Origin of the sequence: Shewanella sp. SM74 (assembly GCF_025653725.1) — a bacterium.
GTDB lineage: Bacteria > Pseudomonadota > Gammaproteobacteria > Enterobacterales > Shewanellaceae > Shewanella > Shewanella oncorhynchi.
Genome location: NZ_JAKKRZ010000045.1, coordinates 1 through 22,330 on the forward strand (window position 1 = coordinate 1; position 22,330 = coordinate 22,330).

The window sequence follows — 22,330 nt, forward strand, 5'->3', positions numbered from 1 at the left end:
ACTGGCAAGGTTGAATTAGGCTGATACTCAGCCAGTAAAGCGCGCTGTTTATAGTAAGTGGTGATAGAGACATTATGGTGTTGGCAAAATTCGATATTAGTGCCACTAAACGAGCCGCGTTGTTGAAGTAGCATCTGCCACTGAGTAGTTGTTCTGTATGTTTTCATCACCTGCTCCAAATTTATCATTGAGCAGGTATTTTTAGACAATCAGAACATCGATGCTAGGTGTACTTCGCTAGACGCATACCCTAAAACCAGCATGGATGACATTCTTTCTATGGCGTTTGTGGAAGAGTTGCATCAACGTTTGCTTGGTGATGTGTGGGAATGGGCCGGCAGCTACCGTCACCGAGAGTTGAACATTGGTGTAGATCCGCTGAATATCCGGCCAGATTTACACAACTTACTGGAAGACATCAAATGCTGGATTGAGTTTGAACACTATGACAGCCTAGAACTCTCGGCCCGGATACAGCACAGGTTAGTTAAAATTCACCCTTTTCCTAACGGCAACGGACGTCACTCGCGCGTGATGACGGACTACATACGAATGGTACTACTCAAACAAAAGCCTTTAGTTTGGTCCAATACAGATTTGGATAAACAAAGCCAAGAGCGGGGTGAGTACATTGCGAGCTTACGCCAAGCTGATGCCGGCGATTATGCGCCTTTAATTCAATATCTTCAGGCGAAAGGGAATGTGACTTAAACCAAGCGTTAAGAGCTAAATATACAATTACAGTGTGGATAGTTAAAAGAGGCTGGAACGTAAGCCTCTTTTCTTTGTACAGAGAGCAAGCTCACCAAAACAACCCCCATTGTCCCCAGAAATGGAGTACACCACAACGACAATTCTAAGTAACTTTTGGACATAAACGTTTTAGAAAAGGCAGTGTACTCTGATCGCTGCCATTTAAGTATGAATCTTTAATACTCAGTATGAAACTTATTCTACTCACACAAAAGACATCGATTCCGTGGCGTTTAGCCGATGCCCTTAGCGACAAGGGAAGCCAAAATACGCAAAAAAAAACCACGGCATAGCCGTGGTTTTTGGTGGTTTATACTTCTGAACTACCTATCCAGTGGTTATCCAGATAAGCATTCCAACCATTAGGACTATATGCGTAGATATCTAACGATTCTAATGCATCATGAGTCCAATGGCCGTTGGGGGCTGATACTTTTGCAACTTCATTTCCATCTAAATCCTGGATAATTAGCGTTAAGCACTCAAAACCAACTAATAAATCTGGTTCCCCGTTGTGAATAGGTCTAGTGACGATCATTATTAATCCACCTATTGTTTTGGTTGTTTATTCAAAAAATCTACAGTTTTTACTTTGGGATTAAACTTCATCAAGAATTTCACGAGCTTGTTTTATAGCAAGGCTCATTGAATAACTTTCAAGTTGTTTGACTTCGAATGCAACACACTCTCTACCTGTTCGTAGAATATGCATTACAGTTTGTTTGTCTCTAATCCCATAGGTAACGACGTTTGTTAGTGAATTCCCCGGTTTCCATTGTGTATGTACACGAGTGATTCGGGAGCCACCAGCAAGTTTCGCCAGTGCCAAATGAGCATTTTCTGAAAGTGTTGGAATAATCATGTGTGTTCTCCAGATTACAGAGACACACTGACCCCAACAGGGTAAGAATGTCCCTGCGGGTGTTTATGGGGTTAATTAATCGTTTTAATCAGTTCGAAAGCCGAAACTAATAAGCGAGTCGATAGCGCCCGTTTTGGTTGACAAAATGGTGACTCGATAACAAATTTTGCACTATTCCTTGCCAATCTATATTTAAACTTGTTTTAGTATAAACATTTGATATTAGTGACAATATTTCAGGCTCGCTCCATGTTCTGCATTGCATCACTCGTCTAAGTGTTGCTAACAATTCTTGAGTTAAGCTGTTCTCAATATTTTGAACGTACAGCTCAAGGCTGCTTACAGCGTTAATGTTTTTAGCCTTTTTAAAAACAAGCAACTTTTCGTGCATGATGCGTACAAGCGGCGTTCTCCCACGATTGTTATAAGTGGAGGAATTGCTTACTACGTTATGCTGAAGCTTGATTATTTCGTCGACCAAAGGATCAGGAGCTAGCGCTTCTGTTATCGAAGACCAGTTGATATAGACTCCTTTCCGTCGGTGATTACCCATTAATACTGCGTAATGACCACCAGCGAGGGTAGCGTCCGAGATATTATGCAACGCCAGTTTCAGCGCAGCTCTAAAATCATCATCAGACAACCGGCTCATATCATGTTTATGCTCGTTACCCCACATATGACCGCTATACTGGATCATGCTGCCGTATGGGGGATGGAAAAAGACTAAATTAGCCTTTTCACCAACGGTAGAACATAAGTCATCGACTAGCAGATTAAACCCACTATGCAGATCGGTGCCAAAGAAGCGCACACCTTTCGATGCAGCAACCTCTTGCGAGGTTCCGCCACCGACAGCAGGATCTACGAACAAGCCACCAGCAGGCAGATAATTGTCGATCAAATCAGCAACGATATGACCTGAACAATTTCCGCGATACTTGTTGTCACCAAAAGGACCACGATCAGGATATGACGCTATAGAACTCGTAAACATAACCTAGTCCCTCATAATTCGTTAAAAAATGAAACCGTTATGAAAATCTCAGCTCGGTACATCTCTTTGTTTAACGCAGTGGTCCAGATTATGTCTCCTTCACAATAGGTCACTAGCTCCAGTGTTGAATCATTCCGCCACACACAATGCAGTTCGTTTTCAAAAGCTAGTCGAGTCCAATCTTGGTCTTCTTCAATTAGCGTTATTTCAAACTGATACAAAGTTTGCGGCGTTAATTCGCGTACCAATATACAACCAGTACTTGTTGTTTCAACCTTGTGCAATTGGCTAGGAGCGCTAGCAAACCAATATGCATCATCAATACCATCGGTATAGATAAAACGTTCTGGTAAATCGCTATCGTTATCAAACCCGATAACTTGCTTCGGCTTTCTAATGAACACATTATAAATATTGGTTAACGTAACAAAGTCACCGACCTTAAAATCACAAGGTATTAGTGACTCTAACGCAATCTCTGCTTTAAATTGTTCATACTTCAATTGTTTGTTGATTTGATGTTGAGATAACATGATGTGTCCTCCAAAGACATTGAAGGCACAACCTCCCAATGGGAAGTTATGCCCATTGGGGTAGTTACAAGAATTAAGCGACCAAACGCATCTTATTTAGTGTTGTGGCGTGACGCTGAACGTCCGCAATAAAATCAACCATAAGCTGATTACCGCTTTCATTAAACGCTCTTTTCCACGACTCCCACGAAGCTAAGTTGGTGCTACTATTGTGAAGAGAAAACGTCTCGTTTTGAGACCAAGGCGAGCCTAACAATCGATCCATCTTATCTACCAGCATTGGTAATGACGTACACGATTTAATGTTAAACGGCGGCTCTTTAATCAAACTAAAAGCCATCGCCTTAGGGATACTATTAAGTTTGTCGTCTACAGCGTGATAAAACCGCCCATCAGACCAGTTTTCGACATGTACCGGGTCTATTCCCTCGTAAAGAGGAATAAGGCAAGTACCGCCATCTCTAAGTATCCAAATATACTCTCTATTTGGCGTTTCAATTTCCGCCCGTTTCAACAAAATCTCATCACTTTCAAGATCGCCTCTATGAGTTAAAGGCCAACCATGCAGTTTAGATTCTTGTTGGATTTTAGAATAGATAACATGTGCTTTTATCATGTGTCGCTCCATTAAAAATTAAAGGACACACCGACCCTATAGGGTGATATGCCCTACGGGATTGTAAAGGTTAGTGATAGCAGCCTAGTTGCGTTTTCCCATCGCTATCCATTCGTGGCGTTAAGCCAGCAAACGGAGCAATTAGATATTCACATCCAGTTAAGTTATCTATTTTTATTGCAAAACCGCTTCGTTTTGCGTTTCCAATGTCATCTGTTGAATTAAAATCCGGTTCCTCAAATAGCTTTGGAACGTTGGTTATAGCAACAAAAACAACTGACATTGCAATGGATTGCCATAATTTCATAGTGTGTCTCTCCAAGTAGAACTAAAAGGACACACCGACCCTATAGGGTGATATGCCCTACGGGGTTAGTTGTGAATTTTAAAGTGCTTATCTTCTATCAGTAAGACCGTCTTTCCATTCTCATGAGAAAGAAGGGTTCTCTTACCCACATACTCATGCCTGATATCTGCCCAACATTCGAGATCATCCCTTTCTGTCTTCCATACGCCCGTAAACGGTATTTTTTCAAACTGTTCAACAGTGAATGATGGAAGGGGGACTTCAAAGCGCAATTGCGACTTTTTGTGGACCAAAATGCCGGCTGGCGTAAGTAAGGACTCGTCGCCTTCATTATGAAAGCTGCGATACCCAAACCCATCGCCGGTATGCGCCATTAATTGAGCATCTAATGACTTGAGATGTAGTGGCAATAATTTGATAAGTTCTTTCATAGTGTGTCTCTCCGATTTATTTGAAGGACACACCGACCCATTAGGGTGATATGCCCTAGTGGGGTTAGTTTTCTTTTAGTTAATCAAAAGAGATGCGAGCTGCTTGCACAGATCCACACTCAATTGTTTGACCAATATGGACTCCGTGGCGCCTAAGCGTCTCTTCCAGTGCTATTGCACAGAATTGAAAGGCTCTCGCTCCCTCATCGGCATCCGAACGTTTATTACAGTCAGCTTCATACTCGCGGAACTGCTTTACTAAGTCCTGCAATTCTATCTTTAGTAGTATTTCCATGTTTAGTACCTCGATTTCATTCTGGCCGGTCGTACAGGCTTGTCCATTTTGACGATAACGCCATCTTGCTGTTGCACGACGGCTTTCTCTATTCTCGACAAAGTGTTACGACCACTCCAAACCAAATTTGTTTCTTGCTTGACGCAATAACGTATATTTAGTTTGTTGCTTTTTCCTTGGGTCAGAAGATGCTCTCGACAATGAAAATTCTCTACCATTAATAAGAAGGCTATATCACCTAAAGCGGTGTCCAGCTTGCTCTGTAATTTACGTTCATTTATCACCTTTCTACCGATGTAATACGCCACAGTTGATGGCACCGCAGCCGTCAGAATATTTCCTAACGCCTTGATCAACTCCATCATAAGGAGGTTATCTATCACAATGTTTTGCATAATAGCTTCCTTAAAGTTGTTGTATGACAATCGAGGTGATTGATTTACAGCAACAAGGCAGAATTTCATCTTCATCCAACATTGCTATCGGAGATTGAATGAGACTGACTTTGCCGCTGATTAGTTTCGATTTACATTGACCACAGAAACAACTTTTGCAATCAAATTTTAATTTGTTGGGGAGGTTTCTTAGTTCAATGTTTTCTTCGATTTTTAATGCCGATTCGCTTAGTGGCGCAACAAGATAATTCTCATTATGCACCCAGTTTTGGGTTAGTTTACAGTTCAAGCTGTTACGCCTGCCTGAGTTACTACCGACTCTAGTTCTCTGACTATATTGTCAATTTCCATTGAAAAATCGAATAAAAATGTCAAGCGACCATCATTGGTATGGTTTGTATCCTCTTTTGCGTTAACACATTTTTCCAAAAAACTGCACAGTTTACTACCGAAGCTAAAACCCTCTGTGCAAACATTATTGTCAGCGTGAGTAATACTTTTAACCTTGAAGCTAGCATCGAGGTACGATGAGTCATCGTAATCTGAATGCCACTGTGCTCCCCAGCTTAAATATCCTGAATAAACAATGTTCAATCGCCAATCATCAAATTGCAGTGCAAGCTTTTGATTATAGAGTGACTGCTGAGTCTTATCGTTGAACTCATATTCAAGATTTTCTGTTGTAACTTCTAGTGTTGTCATAATTGTGGATCCATGTTTGACAGGGAACCACCAGCCCTAGGGCAGTGATCCCCCAAGGGTTGAATTTATTGTTACGCTGCTAAGGCAGCATTAACGGTATTGGTTTAGAATATTTTGTCCTCCAGGTATATATTTGGAAGACATAATTCCCAAAGGGAAAGAATATCTCCCAATGGGTAGGTTGTATTTATGGTTTAAAAGGTGTCATCTAAATGGTCGAGCCAAATGTCGAATCTTCTATCCATAATCTCTATTAATAGATAACTCATGAAATTGAACCGATAAGTGAATCTATCCGTAAAATAAAACCGAGAATAATCGATTTCATTGTCTTCTCGATAAATCATTGTTTTGATGTCATCAAATACTTTGTTATCTTCGACATTAAGATTATCCAAAGCGATGGATACCAAGGTTTCTAAATCATGCTGGTACATGAATACTTCGTTATATACTTTGTCATCCTCAAATGGGTATTCACATTTATGACACACATCTCGATCACAACTATGAAATCCACAGTGTTCACAATCTAAAGTATAATGTTGATTGACACTTCCACTATGACAAGCCTCAAAATCACGTCTGGATGAATTTTGACCACAATTCGGACATTTTTCTTGGCTTCTATATCCATCATGGTCTACAACATTGTCGATAATGAAATGGTTGTATTGTGCTTTATCAAAAGTTTCAAATCCTAAATAAGTAGAATTGTTCATAATGTGTCCTCCAGTAGTTATTAATCCACCGAAAAGACAATAATTCCCAAAGGGAAAGAATGTCTCCCGATGGGTGGGTTAGTTAGCCGAATGGCTCTCACATCATCCATATCGCTTTGATATCGATTAATGCCGGTCACTATAGTCATTGCTGAAAATAGCCGCTCTGGTTTCCCATGGTGAGCTTACATGCGCTTATATAATCAAATGATCCAAAGCCAAAAGAGGCTTAAAGATTAGATGAGTAGGGATAAACGATTGAGGAACTTCACAAACCAAAATCGACTCTCGAATCGACTTGGGTTTATGAGGCGGCTATCTTGCGAGTCGCCGCCTCTCCACAGTTTCAAATTTCAGCTATTATTCCTTTATCGCTTATGAGTAATTTTTTTCTGGCCCACGTTGTCAATCGTTCAATTCTGGTATCGCTATCAAGTTGTGAAATGTCATTCCCAACTTTAAATGAGCGCGTTAATTTAGAACTGATCGTCAATATGCATGAGTCGGTGTCAAATATGCCCTGCACGAATTCTGAATTTGCCATGATTATTTTCTCCACAATAAAAATTTTAGTAAGGTTATCCATCGCAAAAGGCACTGAATTAATGCGTTTTGTGATGGATAACCCAGTTACCTAGCCCCTACAAAGGGACTAGGTAACAGAGATAATCAACTGGCTATATAGCCTGGGATTAGCGTAGGATCTGCGTTAAACACATCCAACCAATCTTCTTTTTCTGTGTTAAGAAACTCAGGATAATAAATCTGGCATTTAATCCCTCGGTCCTTCAATTTCGCCTTCAACTTTTCTGCCGAAGACAGTCCTGCACCACTTGGCTCTCTATCTGCCCAAATACCGACATGTGTGATGTCAGAATCCGGTTCAAATAGTGCAAGTACGGTGTCACTATATAACGACCAGCATGGCAATCGGTTGGCATTGTAGAGCGCGAGCGCTGTTTCAATCCCCTCGGTTACACCAATGTATTTGCCTCCACCCGTAAGCGGCATCGGCTCCCCTAAACGAAATGCACCACCACCCATGTAATCGGGAGGGCTCAATAACTTTTTAGGATTGCTGACTTCAGCTTTACCGCTGCCGTCGGGTTTCAAATAGATACGATGGATCGTTAAATTACTGCCGTTCTTACTTTTAAAGATTCCAAGTAAGGCAGGAAATTTGCCGATAAACGCTTTATTTTCTGTACAGTAATAATCAAGTCCCGGATGGAAACCCAATGAGTGAGAAAAACGATGAACCTCTTCAGTAGTCAAAGTTAACCCCCGACTGTAGAAATAATTCATTGCGATTTCTGAACGATGAGCAGGTATAGCCTCGAGGTATACTTTCTGCAACGCCATTAATCGTTTATCTTTTTCCACTTTACTACAGTATTCAGAACGCTGTGCTTTTTCTCGGTTAAGTTGAACTGATACTTCTTTGGAACTGATGCCACGGTAGTCATCTCCCGTGATTTGCAATACTTCATCTGCAGCTTCTCGAATAGAGCAGTTAAGATAAAATGCAATAACATTCAATCCGTCAGTTAGTTTTCCAACTTGATTGTGAAATGCTTGTCCTGTTTCTTCCCAACCTTTAACCAGACGAAACACGGTGTTTCCATTTCCTGATTGTGGGCATGGCACTTGCGCAGGATATCGATCAATAGCGAATTTTAAACCACTGAAACGTTCGAATATATTGCGCCAGCCACCATGTTGTTGAACAAGTACTTTTACTTTTTTGATTTTAGATTGAGTAGGTTGATACATAATATTCTCCTAATTTTGCCTACGGAAACCCCAAAACTCCCTCGCAAGAAGAAACTTTGGTGGTTTCCGCAAGCAAATGGACAAGCACGCCATTAAGACGTGCTTGTTGTTGTTACCGTTTTAGAAGAGGGCTCATTATCCATGAGGCCCCTATAAGTATCTTTTTGCCGTTACGAACTTCGTAAACAGCAATACACCCACTCGCTCTTTTTTCTGTGATTAGCTTTTCCATAGTGTGCCCTCCAAGGCATTTTTGTGGGAGCACACTAATCCCCAAGGGGAAAAGTAGACCCCCTTGGGTTGATAAATCTGTTTTACGCTAATTAAAAGCGTGTTTTAGTCCTTTGGTTAACGCATTAACCAGTTCGTCAGTTGAATGAATCACCTGAAAATCTGATTCTGAAAATCCAGTAACGCGGGCGTTGATGCCAATTCCAAAGACTTTTACACCTAACGCCAATGCATCTGCAATCGCTTGCTCGGTCTGAGACTCACTGTTTGGATCTCCATCGGTAATCACGAACAGTAACTTTCTTGGTTCCGATCTCATCACTAAGTACGATACTGCGGTTGTGATCGCTTCTGCGGTCGGTGTTCCCCCATCAGAATTCATATTGAATGCTGCTTGGCTTTTTTTCTCTCCAAATGGTTTTACTACTGCAACCTTATATTGACCACTCGAGTCATCGCTCACTGGATAATACCCAACCATGGATTCAACACCGTGAATACCATCTAAAGCTGTGCTTAGCGAGTAAGCAACGCTGTTGGCCATGATCATGTCGGCTTCTCGCATCGAGCCTGACTTGTCGACCATTAAAGCAATGGCCGCATTCGGTGAACGATGAATGGTTTCACTATCAAAAACTTTGGAATTGCCTACGCCCACACTCGCTAGACGAGATGAACTTATGCTTTTACCTCTGTTTTTGTATGAATTGTTGACGTAGTTTTGGTCGTGAAAAATCCGTTTTAATGGATTTTTAAGCTTCGCGATTAATCCTCGACAGTTTTCACTAATGTAACGCCTGTTCAATAGGCTAACTTGATGGTTTCTTTTGCTGATAGGTAACGCAAAAAAACCTCCATCATCTAGATTATCTTTGACCATGTCCTCAATAGCTGCGGCTAACTTCTCATGAAAATCATCGTCAAAATCTTCAATTTCTTGAAGCATGTCCAAGACTTTCTCAGTTAATACAAATTCTTGAGTACCATTGGGAGTTTGTTGAGTAACTTTGCCATTGCCGTTAGCATCATCTGAATCGCTTGAGTCACCTTCGCTACTATCTGAGCCGTGGGCATCGTCAGAGTCGCTTGAGTCATCTTCGCTATCATCTGAGCCGTTGGCATCGTCAGAGTCGCTTGTGTCATCTTCGCTATCATCTGAGCCCTTGGCATCATCTGAATCGCTTGAGTCTCCTTCGCTACTATCTGAGCCGTGGGCATCGTCAGAGTCGCTTGAGCCACCTTCGCTATCATCTGAGCCGTTGACATCGTCAGAGTCGCTTGAGTCACCTTCGCTATCATCTGAGCCGTTGGCATCGTCAGAGTCGCTTGAGTCATCTTCTGGTTCAACGTTTTGATCTTTCACCCATTCAATCAATAACTCATATATTGATTCGGCGGCTTTAAAACACTGTTCAGTGCTTGTTAAGCCATCTAATATTGAGCCGTCTAAGAGTGAATGAAGATCTCTATAAAATTGCTCTCCAAACTTAGCCAACACAGCAGAATCGGCTTGATTAAACAAGTCGGTTACGGGTTGTTCTAAGTAACAACGTCCCTTCATCAATACCCATGCGTGTAATAGACTAGGTACTGGTGCATCTTCAGGTATCGGTGGAAACAAACCTTTTACTTTGCAAAGCTCTACAAGCTTACGCAATGTGGTTTTGGTGCCGCGAAAGTCTGCCATTAAACGCTTTTCTTGATGAACATCATCAAGGGCGTTAAGTAGACTTTGAAGATACTGTGATCTTTGGGACGCAAGCTCATACCAGTTTAAGTCGGTGTAGTTTTCATGACCAAGCTCGTGATCGCAAAACCCCAGAGACATAGTGATAAAATCATCATCACTAAAATCACCCGCAGGCAAATTAATCAGACCTGGAACATAATAAGCTTGATTCCCGGAAAACTGGATAGTTAGATCGTTATTGGTTGTAAGCACTCTACTGATATTATTGTATTTCCTCAGTAGTTTTGCTTTAGTTTGTGTAGCCATCGGTGTGTCCTCCAAGAGACTTGAAAGGAGCACACCGATCCCCCAATGGGACAGATGTACTCCCATTGGGGTTTAAAATCCAAGACCAAAGCTAAAATCATCTTGCTCTTGATCTAGATTTGCTACTCCAAATGAATTATCTACTGAAATTTCAGCAGACAATGGATCTGGATTTTTTTCAGGTTCGGATTCAAACACTGTTAGATCTTCATCTAAACTGGTTGAAACTGTCTCCCCTAATACGCCAAAATCATCCACGATTACTTCAGGCTCCTCTTCTAACAGAAACTCATTAGAAGCATGATTCTTCAGCATGTCCGGATTTGACATAACCAACGTCCAACGCGCCAAGTTTGCCAAATTAGCACCTTCAATCCAGCCAGCTTTCGGCATGGAATCCAGAACTTCATTCGTTTGCGCTACCACTTTTTCGATATTGCTATCGAGAAATGATAAGCCTTGCAACTTAGAAATTAAGCGTTGAAACGAATCTTTGATCCGTCTGTTAGCTTTGGTTCGAGCAACTTTTCGACCTGATGCGTCAGCAACAAAGAATGAGCGATCATAAATATCGCTAGCCATCTTTGAGACTTCTTCATAAAGATTGTCTAGTATGTCCTCGGCAAGTTCTTCAGCTGATTCAGTGTCACCGTCAGCAATCAATGGATTAAATGCTACCGGGGGCAACATCTTCATTTTGAATCGACCGCCAAACTCATTTCTGTCTAACGTGTAACGTCGCATAATATCTGCAACATCCAAGTTAGACATTTGCCAATCACTTACAAGGCTATCGTAATTATCAAGCATGTCATCGAGCGACAACTTCCAATCAGCTTCGATTGCCGCGATCTCACATTGGAGCTCACCCAAACGAGCCAAAGGCACGATTGTCATGTCACCCCAACGAACACCGTAAGCATTTAAAGTACGACTGATTGCCTGTTTCGCTTTGCTTACAAAGTTAAGCGGCTCTTTTGGAAACCACCGGATTTTCGCCCCTTTAATAGAGTCCGAATCCTCTAGTTTTCCATCGAGCTCCACTTTCACCTTCGGAAGTGCTTTCTCACCGCAAGCGGCAAGTGTAATGACGTTAACTACACACACACCATCTTCCAGTTGCGTCAGACGCGAACAGATTTCAGTTGTGGTGTTTAATGCTTGATTTGTTGATGTTGATGTATCCATGATGTGTCCTCCTAGGACAAAAAAGGGATACATCTACCCATATGGGATAGAGTGTATCCCTTATGGGTTGGGTAATTTTAAAGTTTGATGAGAGAGCTATAAGCCCAAAGTGTATCGGCTACATAGCCTTTACTTAACTTGGACTTGATTAACTTATCTCGTTTAGCGACGCCTGCTGGTACTGATAAATCAATGTCAGTTTCATACAGCGCCCATTGGTCTAGCGTTTGTTCATTTTTGAACATGACAACCACTTTGTCGTTTGCACTGCCAGTATATGAGCTTATCGCCCATTTCTTTCCGCAGAGCTGTTGAAACAATGTGAAGTTTAAATTTGTATGTTCCACTGTCAGCAATGTGGTTCTATAGTTAGCAAATTTCAATTCAATGTTGCCATCTATAATTTCGCTTACTAAGTGTCTATAACTCTTAATGATCCCAGCCGGTGTATGGCTGTTACCATCACGAATAGATACCACTATGGGCTTGCCTTCTCGCACGATACCTACAACAACAAACCCATCGTCTTTAGAGCGAGCGAACCAACGTGATCCGTCGCCCCAATTCTCAGAGTTTTCATTAAACGCCTCAAACACTAAGCCAGAAGGCAAAGTGTCCAAGTCGATACTTGCCGCAGGTATTATTACTTTTTTGCAAGAATTTCTTTCAGTGGTTTATTGATGTCATCGCCAAATATTTTGTTCACAATCTCATTAGCAATGTCAGCGTCATCGGCAGGAACCGACTTTAAAAACACTGAATCAAGAGATTGTTTTAAAGTGCGAAACGCCCCAAAAGCTTGGATATAGTAAACCCAAGCGACCAGCACACGAGTTGAAAATATACACTGAATCGGATCATCCACATTACCATCACGATTAACTCCAAGCGCAGCATCGCGAAATGCGTTTGCTAGCTTGATAGCATCATTGCGAAGATGAAGCGGTAACCGCGGCGCAAACTTTTCAAGGATTATTGACTCTTGAACTATGTTTGGATAGTGCGTTTCAAGCCACATAAAGCGACTCAAAAATGCACTATCCATCTGGTTTGACGTAATGTAACGCTCGTCGTGACCAGCCCCATAGGTGTTTGCTGTGCCAATACAGAAGCATTGATCATGTTTTTGTATCGTTTCTTTGAACATTTCCAGTGGCCATGGTTTTCCTTCAACAAGCAAATGCATTGCTGACGTGAGCTCACCACTAGCCTTATCAAACTCGTCCAACAACAAAATCCCACCATTTAGGTAAGCCTTGGCTGCTGGGCCGTATTCTTTACGTGTGACCGTTTGGCCATTTTCCACATCAAGCACATAGCTCCCCTCCAGATCTTGTGGATTCATGCGAGCATGAATTTTTACGATATAGATAGGGAGATTTAGCTTGTCTGCTAAGTACAACGCTAGCTCGGTTTTACCCGTCCCAGTGTGTCCTTGCAGACCTAGACTTAGCATCTGCTTCGGTGCCATAAGCCAAACTAAAGCAAGTTTTGCCGTTTCTGCATCAGGTACATACATCGAATTCGATGAAATACAATCAGGGTGACGGTGCTTGCGGCGTTTTAACATTGCTGTGCTGCCTTGCTCGAATAACTCAGGGAAAATCGCTTGTGCTGCCACCTGCTCCATTTCTGAGTAATCGACTACGCTGTTTGATGTTGTGTTTAATTGTGTTACTGACATAAGTGCGTCCTCCAGGACTAAGTAAAGAGGCGCACTTATCCCCAATGGGAAATAAGTGCGCCCATTGGGGGTTGGTTAAGCTTTATTAATTGAGACAGCGAAAAGACTAACCATCTCGTTACGGCTGTAGCCTGCGAGATACAAATCGTCCATGAGTTCACCAATCTGCTTTAGCAGAGTAGTGAGTTCATATTGGCCATCACAATGTTGAAGTAAAATTTTGAACAAATTTTGTTCTACCACTTTTACACCAATTTTCTCTTTGAATTCCACAGCAAAAAAATCTACCCAGTGAGTAAACTCAGCAAGTAAGTCAAATTCTACTTGCTTGCCGTACCGGAACATTATCTGCCTGATCTCATACCGAATTACGGATGGGTCTAGGTGCATCAAACGACAAATCTCTGCAAATTGCGGTGTAGATTGCCATAAAACTTCTTCTTTAAAGAGGACGTTAGATGGCTCCGCATTGCGTAAAACTTCTAAAGACCGCACCAACATCCCTTCTAAAAGAGTGTTGATTTCATCTTTAGTCCATTTGATGTGATAAAGATTTTTATTGGGTTCAAAGTGTGGGTCCATCATCATCATCAAACTGCATTTCTCGTTACCTCTAACCATCGAGGCTACAATGTCGCTGTCTAATTGGTGGTGAATGGTTTGTGGATCAGACCAAAAAGGCTGTCCATTTTGAGAATTTGATTGGCGCATGGTGTATCCTCCAGGATCGCGAGAAAACACCAGTCCCATAGCGGGGGTGTTTCCCGCATGGGTGTGGTAAATATTTAGATTAGTTAACTGAATTCATGAGCTGGCTCATTTCAGAGTCAGTACGCGACAATAGGCGCGAAGTTTTAGCAAACTTTGCGTCTGATCGTTTGGTATCGTGAATTTGTTTAAGTTTTTTTAATATCTTCTGCTTGCGTCTACGCAAGTAAGCGGCCTGAGAAGATAAAGTTTTTCGATTGTTCATGTGTTTCTCTCCAAATTTAGAGGAACACAAGCCCTTGAGGGAGTGTCCCTCAAGGGTAAGTTGTTTATAACTGTGTTATTTATTAGGTTGTTTGTTTTTATCTTGCCTGATGGCGAAACAACCTACTGCTACGAGCATTAAAGTCGCAACAGAAAAACCAGCTAATGAATACAAAATAAACGTTTCAGGTGACACTATGTAGTTACTCATAAGGATGTCCTTACCTTAAATTTTAGCACTTGATTCAATTTCGAGCAATTAACAGTGTTCAAGGCGACCCACCGTTATACTTATTCAGTAACCAAATCAAACCAAAATGCAAAACAATAAGGTTTCCCGCTAACACCAGCATTATTGCACTTACCATTGGAGAAAAGCCTTGGTAAACACCGAGCAACGCCACTCCAATATCTAGTAAATATGTTACCAAAATTGAAGAAATCGCGTTATGGATACCCCCTAACTTCCAACCATCAATAAGCGTTAATGCAAAATGACTAAACATTAGCGACAATCCAAGTACAACCATCGAACAGTAACCTACCGTGACAACAGTAGAACTAGCAAGATTGTTAGTACCAAGGAAGAACAGGCCAATACCTAGAGTATTGAGACTGTTAGTGTATTTTTTTTTCAAATTTTTCATGATTTCTCCTGATTAAAATGGCGAAACCATGCCCTAGTGGGAAAGATTTCCCACTAGGGTTGAAGTTAATTAATGACCAAAGCCACCTCCATTTTGGAAGCCGCCTTGCTGTTGAGCAGGTCGATTTTGGTAACCACCTTGCTGCGGTGCATATTGCTGTGGAGCATTCTGCGGTGCAGGTCTATTTTGGTAACCACCTTGCTGCGGTGCATGTTGCTGTGGAGCATTCTGCGGTGCAGGTCGATTTTGGTAACCACCTTGCTGCGGTGCATGTTGCTGTGGAGCATTCTGCGGTGCAGGTCGATTTTGGTAACTACCTTGCTGTGGTGCATGTTGCTGTGGAGCATTCTGCGGTGCAGGTCGATTTTGGTAACTACCTTGCTGTGGTGCATGTTGCTGTGGAGCATATTGCTGTTGTGGTGCATGTTGTTGCTGAGAAGCCTGTTTAGGGGAATACTCAATAATTTCATTCACAACAACTCTTACTCCAAACTTTTTCTTACCACCTTGCGGTTGGTAATTGTTCGATGCCATAAACCCTGAAATCGTCATTTTATCGCCAACATTCGGGATAAAATTCAGTTTTGCAGGCAGGTAGGATTCCAAGAACAACGTGTCCTTAGTTTCCCACTGTCCATTAATCATTGAACCTTCGTTATATGCCAACGAGATCGCAGCGCCACCATTTTGCAACGGTTTAACTTGAGAAACATTGCCAGTAAAAACGATTGAGTTTTGACGAGTTGCTTGATTAGAGTTGTTCATAATAATGTGTCCTTCCAAATAAGTAGTTAAACCCAAAATGGAAAGACAAATATTCCCAAAGGGAAAAGTGTCTCCCAATGGGTAGGTTGTTAGCCAAATGGCTCTCACATCATCAATATCGCTTTGATATTGCTTAATGCCGGTCACTATCCTCATTGCTGAAAATAGCCGCTCAGGTTTCCCATGGTGAGCTGACATGCGCTTATATAATCAAATATTCCAAAGCCAAAAGAGGCTTAAAGATTAGATGAGTAGGGATAAACGATTGAGGAACTTCACAAACCGAAATCGACTCTCGAATCGACTTGGATTTGTAATGTTTGAGTGGTGGTTTCCCACCACTCGCGGTTTTACCGCCGAAGAATTTAATCTTCGCGAACATTTTTTATTCATAGTGATTAGCGTCCAGCCATAATCCATAACAATGGACGAACTAGAACTTTGTTGATAATCAACGCTGGGATCGCCATTAAAACCACGATAATAATTTCCATAATAACCACCCTAATATTTTAGTTTGTTGACCTCATCAAATGCCCCTACCGCAAATAGGAATATTTGAAGAGGCCAACAAAAAGGGTTACCCAAACGGGTAATCCTTGGTGTTATTTAGCCTCAAGAACATCAAAATTGTTAACGCGCAGCAAACCAAAGGATTGGTTGAACGATAACGCGATTAATGATTAATGCTGGAATGATTAAAGTAGCGATGATTGCGATTTCCATAGTGTGTCCTCCGGGACGATAAAACCAAGAGAACACAATGATCCACAAGGGATGATGTGTCCCTTGGGGGGTTGTTTAATTGGGGTTAGATTGAGTTAAACGTGGTCTGATTTCGAGGAAAACTCGCACGTTTGTCATCAAATACCTCGAAAGATATTTAATCGCTAATTTTTCCCATGTTTAGCTGACATGCGCTTATATAAAATTTAAATAACTACCTTGAGGCAGAAATAAAAAAATAGGGATAAACGATTGAGGAAACTTGAAAAATACACATGCTAAAAGCACCTGTCTATATCGCTATCTTACATTGCGATATTGAGATGTCATTAGGTTGTGTACTGGGTTGAATAACCGAACATCGTCGGCTTTATAGCGGTTTGTAAACACATCTGTTTACGCTAGGGCGTTAACCCTTATTGTTGCTAAACTCACAGCTAGCGGTTGTATGTGGGGGCGAACCCCTATTGTCATCATCTCTGATGGTAGTGAGCGAAAGGCAAACTACAGGTAAAAAGTACATCAAGTTTTTTGCAATTTCAATAACCATTTTAAAAAATTAGACGTTCATCATCAAATCTTCTTCAGAAAAACTTTCAGTTAAAAATTTACATGGGCTACCCGCCCAAGATAGATTCAGTCTGGTTTTAGCACGCGTCATGGCTACGTAAAGCAATCTTCTCTCTTCTTCAACGTTAACGTCATTAATTTTAACATTCGGCATTCTGTGGGGAATGTTATCTGCATCTAACCCCACCAGCCAAACACAATCCCACTCAAGCCCTTTGGAGCCATGGAATGACGTTAATACGACTTCATCATTGCTCATTGTTTTTTTCTTGCGCCGGCGACACATTTCTTCTATTGCTTCAACGCGGTTAGCAAGCGAATTGCCATTCATACTTATTAAAATATCACTGAAAAGCGAACTAAAGTCCTTCACGCTTTTTGACATAATCCCGCCAAACTGATTACTTACATGCTCAACCAGTTCTCTCATTTTATCCGTATCTGTAGTGGACGCTAAGTGCCAACTCTCTTGGCATAAGTGATACAACTTTATTGTCATCTCAAGCCACTTTGCTGTATCTACATCACAATGACCAAAACCAAGCCCCTGTAAAGTGCTGGTAATCTCTAGAATGTTATCCTGTGATTCATTCAATAAAACCAGTATGGGCGTTAGATGTTCAGCACTGTTTACTTGTAGAATTGTCCCCATGAAATGTAAATAAATCCTTAAATTATCACTTTCCCAAATTGACGAACCATTCATACGGTTACATTCGATATCGTTCGACGTTAAGTAACTCTCTATCACATCGAGCTCTTTGTTTGTTCTCGCCAACACAGCCCTAGATCTGCCTATGTTCTCCAACAAACCTTCACCTAAATGAATCATTTCCTCATCTGCCTCCACAAATGCGTGCAGATACACGTCTCCATCCTCTTTGGCTCCTGACAACATATTTTTCTCAATACGTTCTTTGTTGAAACTAACTAAATTCCCCGCCGCACTTAAAATCTCATTACCACATCGAAAACAAATGCTTAACGTATGATAATTAACGTCGAAGTCTGCTTGCAGCAATCTCATCCCGTCAACGCCCAATGAACCTCTGAAGCTGAAAATAGCTTGATCATCATCCCCAACTACGGTGAGCTTTGTGCCAGCTATCCCATGACATTTAATCCACTCATACTGCACTTTGTCGGTATCCTGATACTCATCAACAATCAGGTGAGTACAGCTGATTGGCTCTATGTCCCCCATCATCAACGCACGAGTGATCTCAACGCACATGACATCCATTGGCCAATATTTTAACTTGGCCAACTGCTCTAGGTAGTATTGGTAAAAATCATCTATGCCTCGCGGAAAAACATAGCTGTAATCCACCTCGACTTCCTCATGGTGTGGCGTGGCGATGTATTCACTTAACAACCATTTACTGACTACCCGAAAAGGCACTGCTGTAATCTTAATTTTGGGCTCGCGGAACTCTTTCCCCGTTTTACTATGTGTGACAGTTTCTACTATATTAACCTCTTCAGAAATATCGAGTGCAACCCTATACGACTCTGCAATATGTGCTGTCACCCGATCTGCAGTATTGCCATTAATCAACTTTCTCCCTGAAAAATAGGGATGTCGTTGCGTCTGCTTTAAGATGAGGGAGTGAAATGTCGATATGTGTACCTGTTTACGCTGTAATCCCATCACTTTTTTCCCTATCCGGGATTTCATTTCCTCAGCCGCCGCTTTAGTGAATGTTAAAGCTAAGATTTTGTTCTCTGGTATTTGCACCAAACTTTCAATAAAGGAAATCATGGTAAAAGTTTTTCCCGCGCCAGGCAGCGCAACAATCAAATTGTGTTGATCGCTACTTTTTACAGCTCGTGCTTGCTCGTCACTTAAACCCACCGAAAAATCCTCAAATCCAGTTTCTGAATCGAGATAGTACCATCTGAAATAATGACGCTACCTTGATTCAGCGACGAATTACTGCCCTGAATCAAAATCTAGTAGCCACGGTATGCCGTAAACTGTCTCCAATGTTGTTCTACTACTTCCGTTTGGAGACGTCTCAATAGCCTAATATTTCGATGTTGCCGTAATTAAAAACGATGATACTCTAGCATTAGTAAATTAAAACAAGGAATTACAAATGAGCCTATTCAATAAAAAACGTTTATACATTTCGCTTTTAGCGACGGCACTGCTTATGGGCTGCGCTTCAACTGACCCCTACAAGCCACAAAGCGATAAAGACTTTGTTTATGACCCTGCCAAAAGTTTTGCGATGAACGTCATCGATGGCTCACTGGGATTCCATAACGGTTTAACTGATGCAAATAGACCGAAGGACGCAGACACGACCCCAGGTGCAGGTTCTTATGCAACAGATGCGATCATTGGTTTCGGGAATGGCGGTGGCTTAGGTGGTGCATTTTTAAGTATGTTGGGTACCAATCAAGGAAATGAACCTCTTCATACGTATTATGGTGTTGTTTATTACCCCGTCACCGAACGAGGTGATGTACAGGCAGTATTCGATAAAATTGAGCAAGAATTAATTTCTGAGGCGCAAACAAAACGTAATTTGGTTTTTAAAATGAAGACTGTGGAAAATGGCTCCGTCAAGCTAACTTTTAATGGTGAAAATTGTAAAATAAATAGAGAGTTAATGAATCAAAGCCCCGACACAACGTGTAATTTCATTCACCATGATATTCCAAAGCTTCTTAGATATGCCACCGTCAATCCGCAAGGAGAATCAGGCCTATTTGCTGTCATTGGTTACGAAAAATTTTATTTAGGAAGAGGCTTATCTTTAGATTTAGACGGAAAATATTATGTTTTTTCTCCTGTTATTAGAAATCGCACAAAATTTCCGTTCGTTTCAAATTCCCAAACAATCTATCCTTTTATCAAGCCCTCCAAATCTTCCGAAACAACAACCTTATCAATAGAACAACTAATGGACATTGATCCTTGGATTAGAAAACATTACGGTTCAGCACAGTAACCGCGGCACAGCTCAGGAGGTTAATACCTCCTGAGCTCCATATCTTTAATTTCCTTCTAGTTCACATATCATTGGTCGAGGATAGACAGAACAATCGATTTGGCTTGGATCAAATGTATCTCTAAGCTGATTTGCGGCGCCATCTGCATCCCCTTCAAATTGCTCTAATGCTCTCTCGTCTGCGTTTTTTCTATTCATTTCAATGCAATTAGGATCGCCATCGTCACAAGATAAATTTCCATACATTCTGCCATCACCCGTTAAGCGCTCAATGTCGTAGCCTGAAGTTGATAATATGTCTGCTTGATACATTGTGGATAACCATTCAGACAAATCCAGTCTGTCAAAATCAATTCGTCCAAATTCTTCAATAGTGAAGCCTGGGCAACTCGCCATATCTTTACCAAGTTGCTTTGAACCTTGGTCTGCAATTATTCGCGACAACATTGAAGAGTAACAGCACCAATCTTGCCTTCTCAAATAACAGACACCTAAAACCTTCTCTGCACAATACTTTCCCCCTACAGCAAAACATTGCTTTTGGGCCAGTTTCACCCCCATATCTTGTTCATTTTTATCGCATTGAGTTAGCAGGTTCGCTAATATTTTTACCACGTTATAGATGGTATAAATTAAACCGACAAAGCTTAGAATACTTAAAAAGGTATTAGCTGCCTCAGAAAGAACTACGTCACCAGCTTGAGCAACCCCTTGGTCAACCATTTCAGCGGTAGCCTCTTCAAACAACATATCTGCTAAAGCATCAGGTAAAAGGTCATTAAGGAAGTTATATAATTGCTGCTGCATTTGATGCATCAAACTACTTACGATTCCATCTGCTGCAGTTTCCCCGCCGACTGTGATTGCATCAACGGCCCCTTGCATAAACTCTGGATCGCCCATCATGGAACTTGCAAAATCCACGACCGCAGTAGCTCCTGAATTCCAGCCATCTACTAACATTGAAGTAAAATCAGTGTATAAGCCCCCAATTTGATCGGTAACCCCGCCAGAAAGTGTCGATGATACATTTTTGAAGGTTTCAGTCTGCATCATCTTGTAGCCCATTGCGGCCATTTCAAGATAGTTGATTCCCGACGGCGCTTCGCAACAATTGTTGCCCATGCCACTGACCTCCCACGAACAATATTCCGATTCTCCGGGAAAGATTTCACACGTAGACGGATCAGTAGTAGCGCAAGCAGCGTCATCTTCTACAGATTGGGCGATTGAAGCCATGAGCACAGCTTTCTCAAAGTCGTCGCTCTTTTCTTCTTTACCATAGGCACAGTCATTTCCCATGCAAGGCAACATAGAGGCGCACACATTGGTCGTTGTCGTTTTAGATGTCTGTATTGGCTCTGATACATCACAGCGATAATCATCACTAAACATATAACAGAGGCCCGTTTTAGTATCTTTCCAACCTTCAGCACAACTCGTGCCCGTTTTTTCACATCGAGCGTTGTTCTTATAGATTTCACAACTACCTTCAGTTGCCTTTAACTCTTCATAAGTAAAACATTTTTCTTCAAATTCATTCGTTTCAGGGTTTAGTATTGCAGCACAATATTGGTTACCTTTAAGTGGGTCACAACTATATCCTTTAGCATTAATTTTCCATGTGCCGACATGATAACCACCAGTACCATCGCTATTCTCATCGTATATGTGCTCAGGATTCGGGTCACCGTCAAACATTCTAGATAACTTTGAAATGACACTTTGAGGGTAGCTTTTTGTGCTTTGCTCTATCACTTCCCATTTATCAAATGTACAAAATGGGTTAACTTCAACTGTAGGCTTATAAGCCATACAAGCTGGTACTATGGGACAAACTTTACTGCTGCATGATTCATTTTGCCTCAAAGTAGCCTTACATTCCCAAACAGACCCAAGTGGAATTGAACCTAATGAACGGCAATTAGACAATTCAAATTGAAGGTTATCCTTTATCCAGGGCAAGAGCGTGAGTGCTCATTTTTCATTCATGCTTAATCCAGCCAGTAAAACCAGCTCAAGATAGTCTTCATTTATATGGGCTCGGCGCTGTTTACGTGGCACGCTCATCGCTTTACTGGTCTCTGCGCGAAGCATATTGAGCCCAAGATGCCGCATGGCTGCCATGTTGGCGGCGGCATGACCGCGGAAGATTTGGTTATCGTCTTCGTCCATGCTGACATCAAGCACCCAATGTAGTTTATT

At 41.6% G+C, this 22,330-nt stretch carries 26 protein-coding genes; 3 read left to right on the forward strand and 23 right to left on the reverse strand.

Features of this window, described 5'->3' with window-relative positions; all coding sequences use genetic code 11:
- Positions 1-261 precede the first annotated feature (261 nt).
- Entirely contained in the window at positions 262-711 is a 450-nt protein-coding gene (locus L5M49_RS23325; protein ID WP_263266902.1) for a mobile mystery protein B, read from the forward strand.
- A 352-nt stretch (positions 712-1,063) separates the two neighbouring features.
- Here the strand turns inward: L5M49_RS23325 and L5M49_RS23330 are convergent, their stop codons facing one another.
- The 12 genes from L5M49_RS23330 to L5M49_RS23380 all read right to left on the reverse strand — a co-directional run bounded on the left by L5M49_RS23330 (position 1,064) and on the right by L5M49_RS23380 (position 6,613).
- Positions 1,064-1,291 carry a hypothetical protein gene (locus L5M49_RS23330; protein ID WP_263202749.1) on the reverse strand — a complete coding sequence of 76 codons (228 nt, stop codon included), beginning with the start codon at positions 1,289-1,291 and terminating at the stop codon, positions 1,064-1,066.
- A gap of 60 nt (positions 1,292-1,351) precedes the next feature.
- Entirely contained in the window at positions 1,352-1,615 is a 264-nt protein-coding gene (locus L5M49_RS23335) for a Bor family protein (RefSeq protein ID WP_263185252.1), read from the reverse strand.
- A 106-nt stretch (positions 1,616-1,721) separates the two neighbouring features.
- Positions 1,722-2,612 (reverse strand): DNA adenine modification methylase, encoded by an 891-nt coding sequence (locus L5M49_RS23340; RefSeq protein WP_263266903.1) that lies wholly within the window; start codon positions 2,610-2,612, stop codon positions 1,722-1,724.
- A gap of 11 nt (positions 2,613-2,623) precedes the next feature.
- Positions 2,624-3,145, reverse strand: coding sequence for a hypothetical protein (locus L5M49_RS23345; protein WP_263185254.1), 522 nt, complete (start codon positions 3,143-3,145; stop codon positions 2,624-2,626).
- A 73-nt stretch (positions 3,146-3,218) separates the two neighbouring features.
- On the reverse strand, positions 3,219-3,761 hold the full coding sequence (locus L5M49_RS23350) for a hypothetical protein (protein ID WP_263185255.1): 543 nt from the start codon (positions 3,759-3,761) through the stop codon (positions 3,219-3,221).
- A 70-nt stretch (positions 3,762-3,831) separates the two neighbouring features.
- Positions 3,832-4,068, reverse strand: coding sequence for a hypothetical protein (locus tag L5M49_RS23355; protein ID WP_263202748.1), 237 nt, complete (start codon positions 4,066-4,068; stop codon positions 3,832-3,834).
- A gap of 65 nt (positions 4,069-4,133) precedes the next feature.
- Positions 4,134-4,499 carry a hypothetical protein gene (locus L5M49_RS23360; protein ID WP_263202747.1) on the reverse strand — a complete coding sequence of 122 codons (366 nt, stop codon included), beginning with the start codon at positions 4,497-4,499 and terminating at the stop codon, positions 4,134-4,136.
- A gap of 79 nt (positions 4,500-4,578) precedes the next feature.
- Positions 4,579-4,794: a hypothetical protein gene (locus L5M49_RS23365; protein ID WP_263185258.1), complete on the reverse strand. Its 216-nt coding sequence runs from the start codon at positions 4,792-4,794 to the stop codon at positions 4,579-4,581.
- Between the two features lie 2 nt (positions 4,795-4,796).
- Entirely contained in the window at positions 4,797-5,189 is a 393-nt protein-coding gene (locus L5M49_RS23370) for a hypothetical protein (RefSeq protein WP_263185259.1), read from the reverse strand.
- Between the two features lie 10 nt (positions 5,190-5,199).
- Complete coding sequence (locus L5M49_RS25360) at positions 5,200-5,451, reverse strand: 2Fe-2S iron-sulfur cluster-binding protein (protein ID WP_411569120.1); 252 nt, start codon at positions 5,449-5,451, stop codon at positions 5,200-5,202.
- Between the two features lie 23 nt (positions 5,452-5,474).
- The gene (locus L5M49_RS23375; RefSeq protein ID WP_263266904.1) at positions 5,475-5,891 is read right to left on the reverse strand and encodes a hypothetical protein; all 417 of its coding nucleotides are present in this window, start codon (positions 5,889-5,891) and stop codon (positions 5,475-5,477) included.
- A gap of 194 nt (positions 5,892-6,085) precedes the next feature.
- A complete protein-coding gene (locus tag L5M49_RS23380; protein ID WP_263202745.1) occupies positions 6,086-6,613 on the reverse strand; it encodes a hypothetical protein in 528 nt (175 codons plus the stop codon).
- 320 nt (positions 6,614-6,933) lie between these two features.
- Between L5M49_RS23380 and L5M49_RS23385 the strand changes: the two genes are divergently transcribed.
- Positions 6,934-7,251: a hypothetical protein gene (locus L5M49_RS23385; RefSeq protein WP_263185262.1), complete on the forward strand. Its 318-nt coding sequence runs from the start codon at positions 6,934-6,936 to the stop codon at positions 7,249-7,251.
- A gap of 31 nt (positions 7,252-7,282) precedes the next feature.
- Here the strand turns inward: L5M49_RS23385 and L5M49_RS23390 are convergent, their stop codons facing one another.
- The 9 genes from L5M49_RS23390 to L5M49_RS23430 form a co-directional block, all read right to left on the reverse strand.
- Entirely contained in the window at positions 7,283-8,386 is a 1,104-nt protein-coding gene (locus tag L5M49_RS23390) for a toprim domain-containing protein (protein WP_263202743.1), read from the reverse strand.
- A gap of 319 nt (positions 8,387-8,705) precedes the next feature.
- Positions 8,706-10,679, reverse strand: a complete 1,974-nt coding sequence (locus L5M49_RS23395) for a VWA domain-containing protein (RefSeq protein ID WP_263266905.1) — start codon at positions 10,677-10,679, stop codon at positions 8,706-8,708.
- A gap of 6 nt (positions 10,680-10,685) precedes the next feature.
- Positions 10,686-11,801: a DUF3150 domain-containing protein gene (locus tag L5M49_RS23400; RefSeq protein ID WP_263202740.1), complete on the reverse strand. Its 1,116-nt coding sequence runs from the start codon at positions 11,799-11,801 to the stop codon at positions 10,686-10,688.
- A gap of 77 nt (positions 11,802-11,878) precedes the next feature.
- The gene (locus tag L5M49_RS23405; protein WP_263266906.1) at positions 11,879-12,412 is read right to left on the reverse strand and encodes a hypothetical protein; all 534 of its coding nucleotides are present in this window, start codon (positions 12,410-12,412) and stop codon (positions 11,879-11,881) included.
- A 32-nt stretch (positions 12,413-12,444) separates the two neighbouring features.
- On the reverse strand, positions 12,445-13,422 hold the full coding sequence (locus tag L5M49_RS23410; protein WP_263266907.1) for an AAA family ATPase: 978 nt from the start codon (positions 13,420-13,422) through the stop codon (positions 12,445-12,447).
- Between the two features lie 138 nt (positions 13,423-13,560).
- The gene (locus L5M49_RS23415; RefSeq protein ID WP_263266908.1) at positions 13,561-14,196 is read right to left on the reverse strand and encodes a hypothetical protein; all 636 of its coding nucleotides are present in this window, start codon (positions 14,194-14,196) and stop codon (positions 13,561-13,563) included.
- A 530-nt stretch (positions 14,197-14,726) separates the two neighbouring features.
- Positions 14,727-15,104, reverse strand: coding sequence for a hypothetical protein (locus tag L5M49_RS23420; RefSeq protein ID WP_263202737.1), 378 nt, complete (start codon positions 15,102-15,104; stop codon positions 14,727-14,729).
- Between the two features lie 69 nt (positions 15,105-15,173).
- Positions 15,174-15,869: a hypothetical protein gene (locus L5M49_RS23425; protein ID WP_263202735.1), complete on the reverse strand. Its 696-nt coding sequence runs from the start codon at positions 15,867-15,869 to the stop codon at positions 15,174-15,176.
- A gap of 1,285 nt (positions 15,870-17,154) precedes the next feature.
- Complete coding sequence (locus L5M49_RS23430) at positions 17,155-19,020, reverse strand: ATP-dependent helicase (protein ID WP_263266909.1); 1,866 nt, start codon at positions 19,018-19,020, stop codon at positions 17,155-17,157.
- 244 nt (positions 19,021-19,264) lie between these two features.
- On the opposite strand from L5M49_RS23430, the gene L5M49_RS23435 reads away from it, so the two are divergent.
- Positions 19,265-20,125 (forward strand): hypothetical protein, encoded by an 861-nt coding sequence (locus L5M49_RS23435; protein ID WP_263202731.1) that lies wholly within the window; start codon positions 19,265-19,267, stop codon positions 20,123-20,125.
- Positions 20,126-20,170: 45 nt separating this feature from the next.
- Here L5M49_RS23435 and traN read toward each other — a convergent pair whose 3' ends face one another.
- Entirely contained in the window at positions 20,171-21,940 is a 1,770-nt protein-coding gene (gene traN / locus L5M49_RS23440) for a conjugal transfer protein TraN (protein WP_263266910.1), read from the reverse strand.
- A 162-nt stretch (positions 21,941-22,102) separates the two neighbouring features.
- Positions 22,103-22,330, reverse strand: a 228-nt coding sequence (locus tag L5M49_RS23445) for a transposase (RefSeq protein ID WP_411569114.1), incomplete at its 5' end; no start/stop codon positions are given.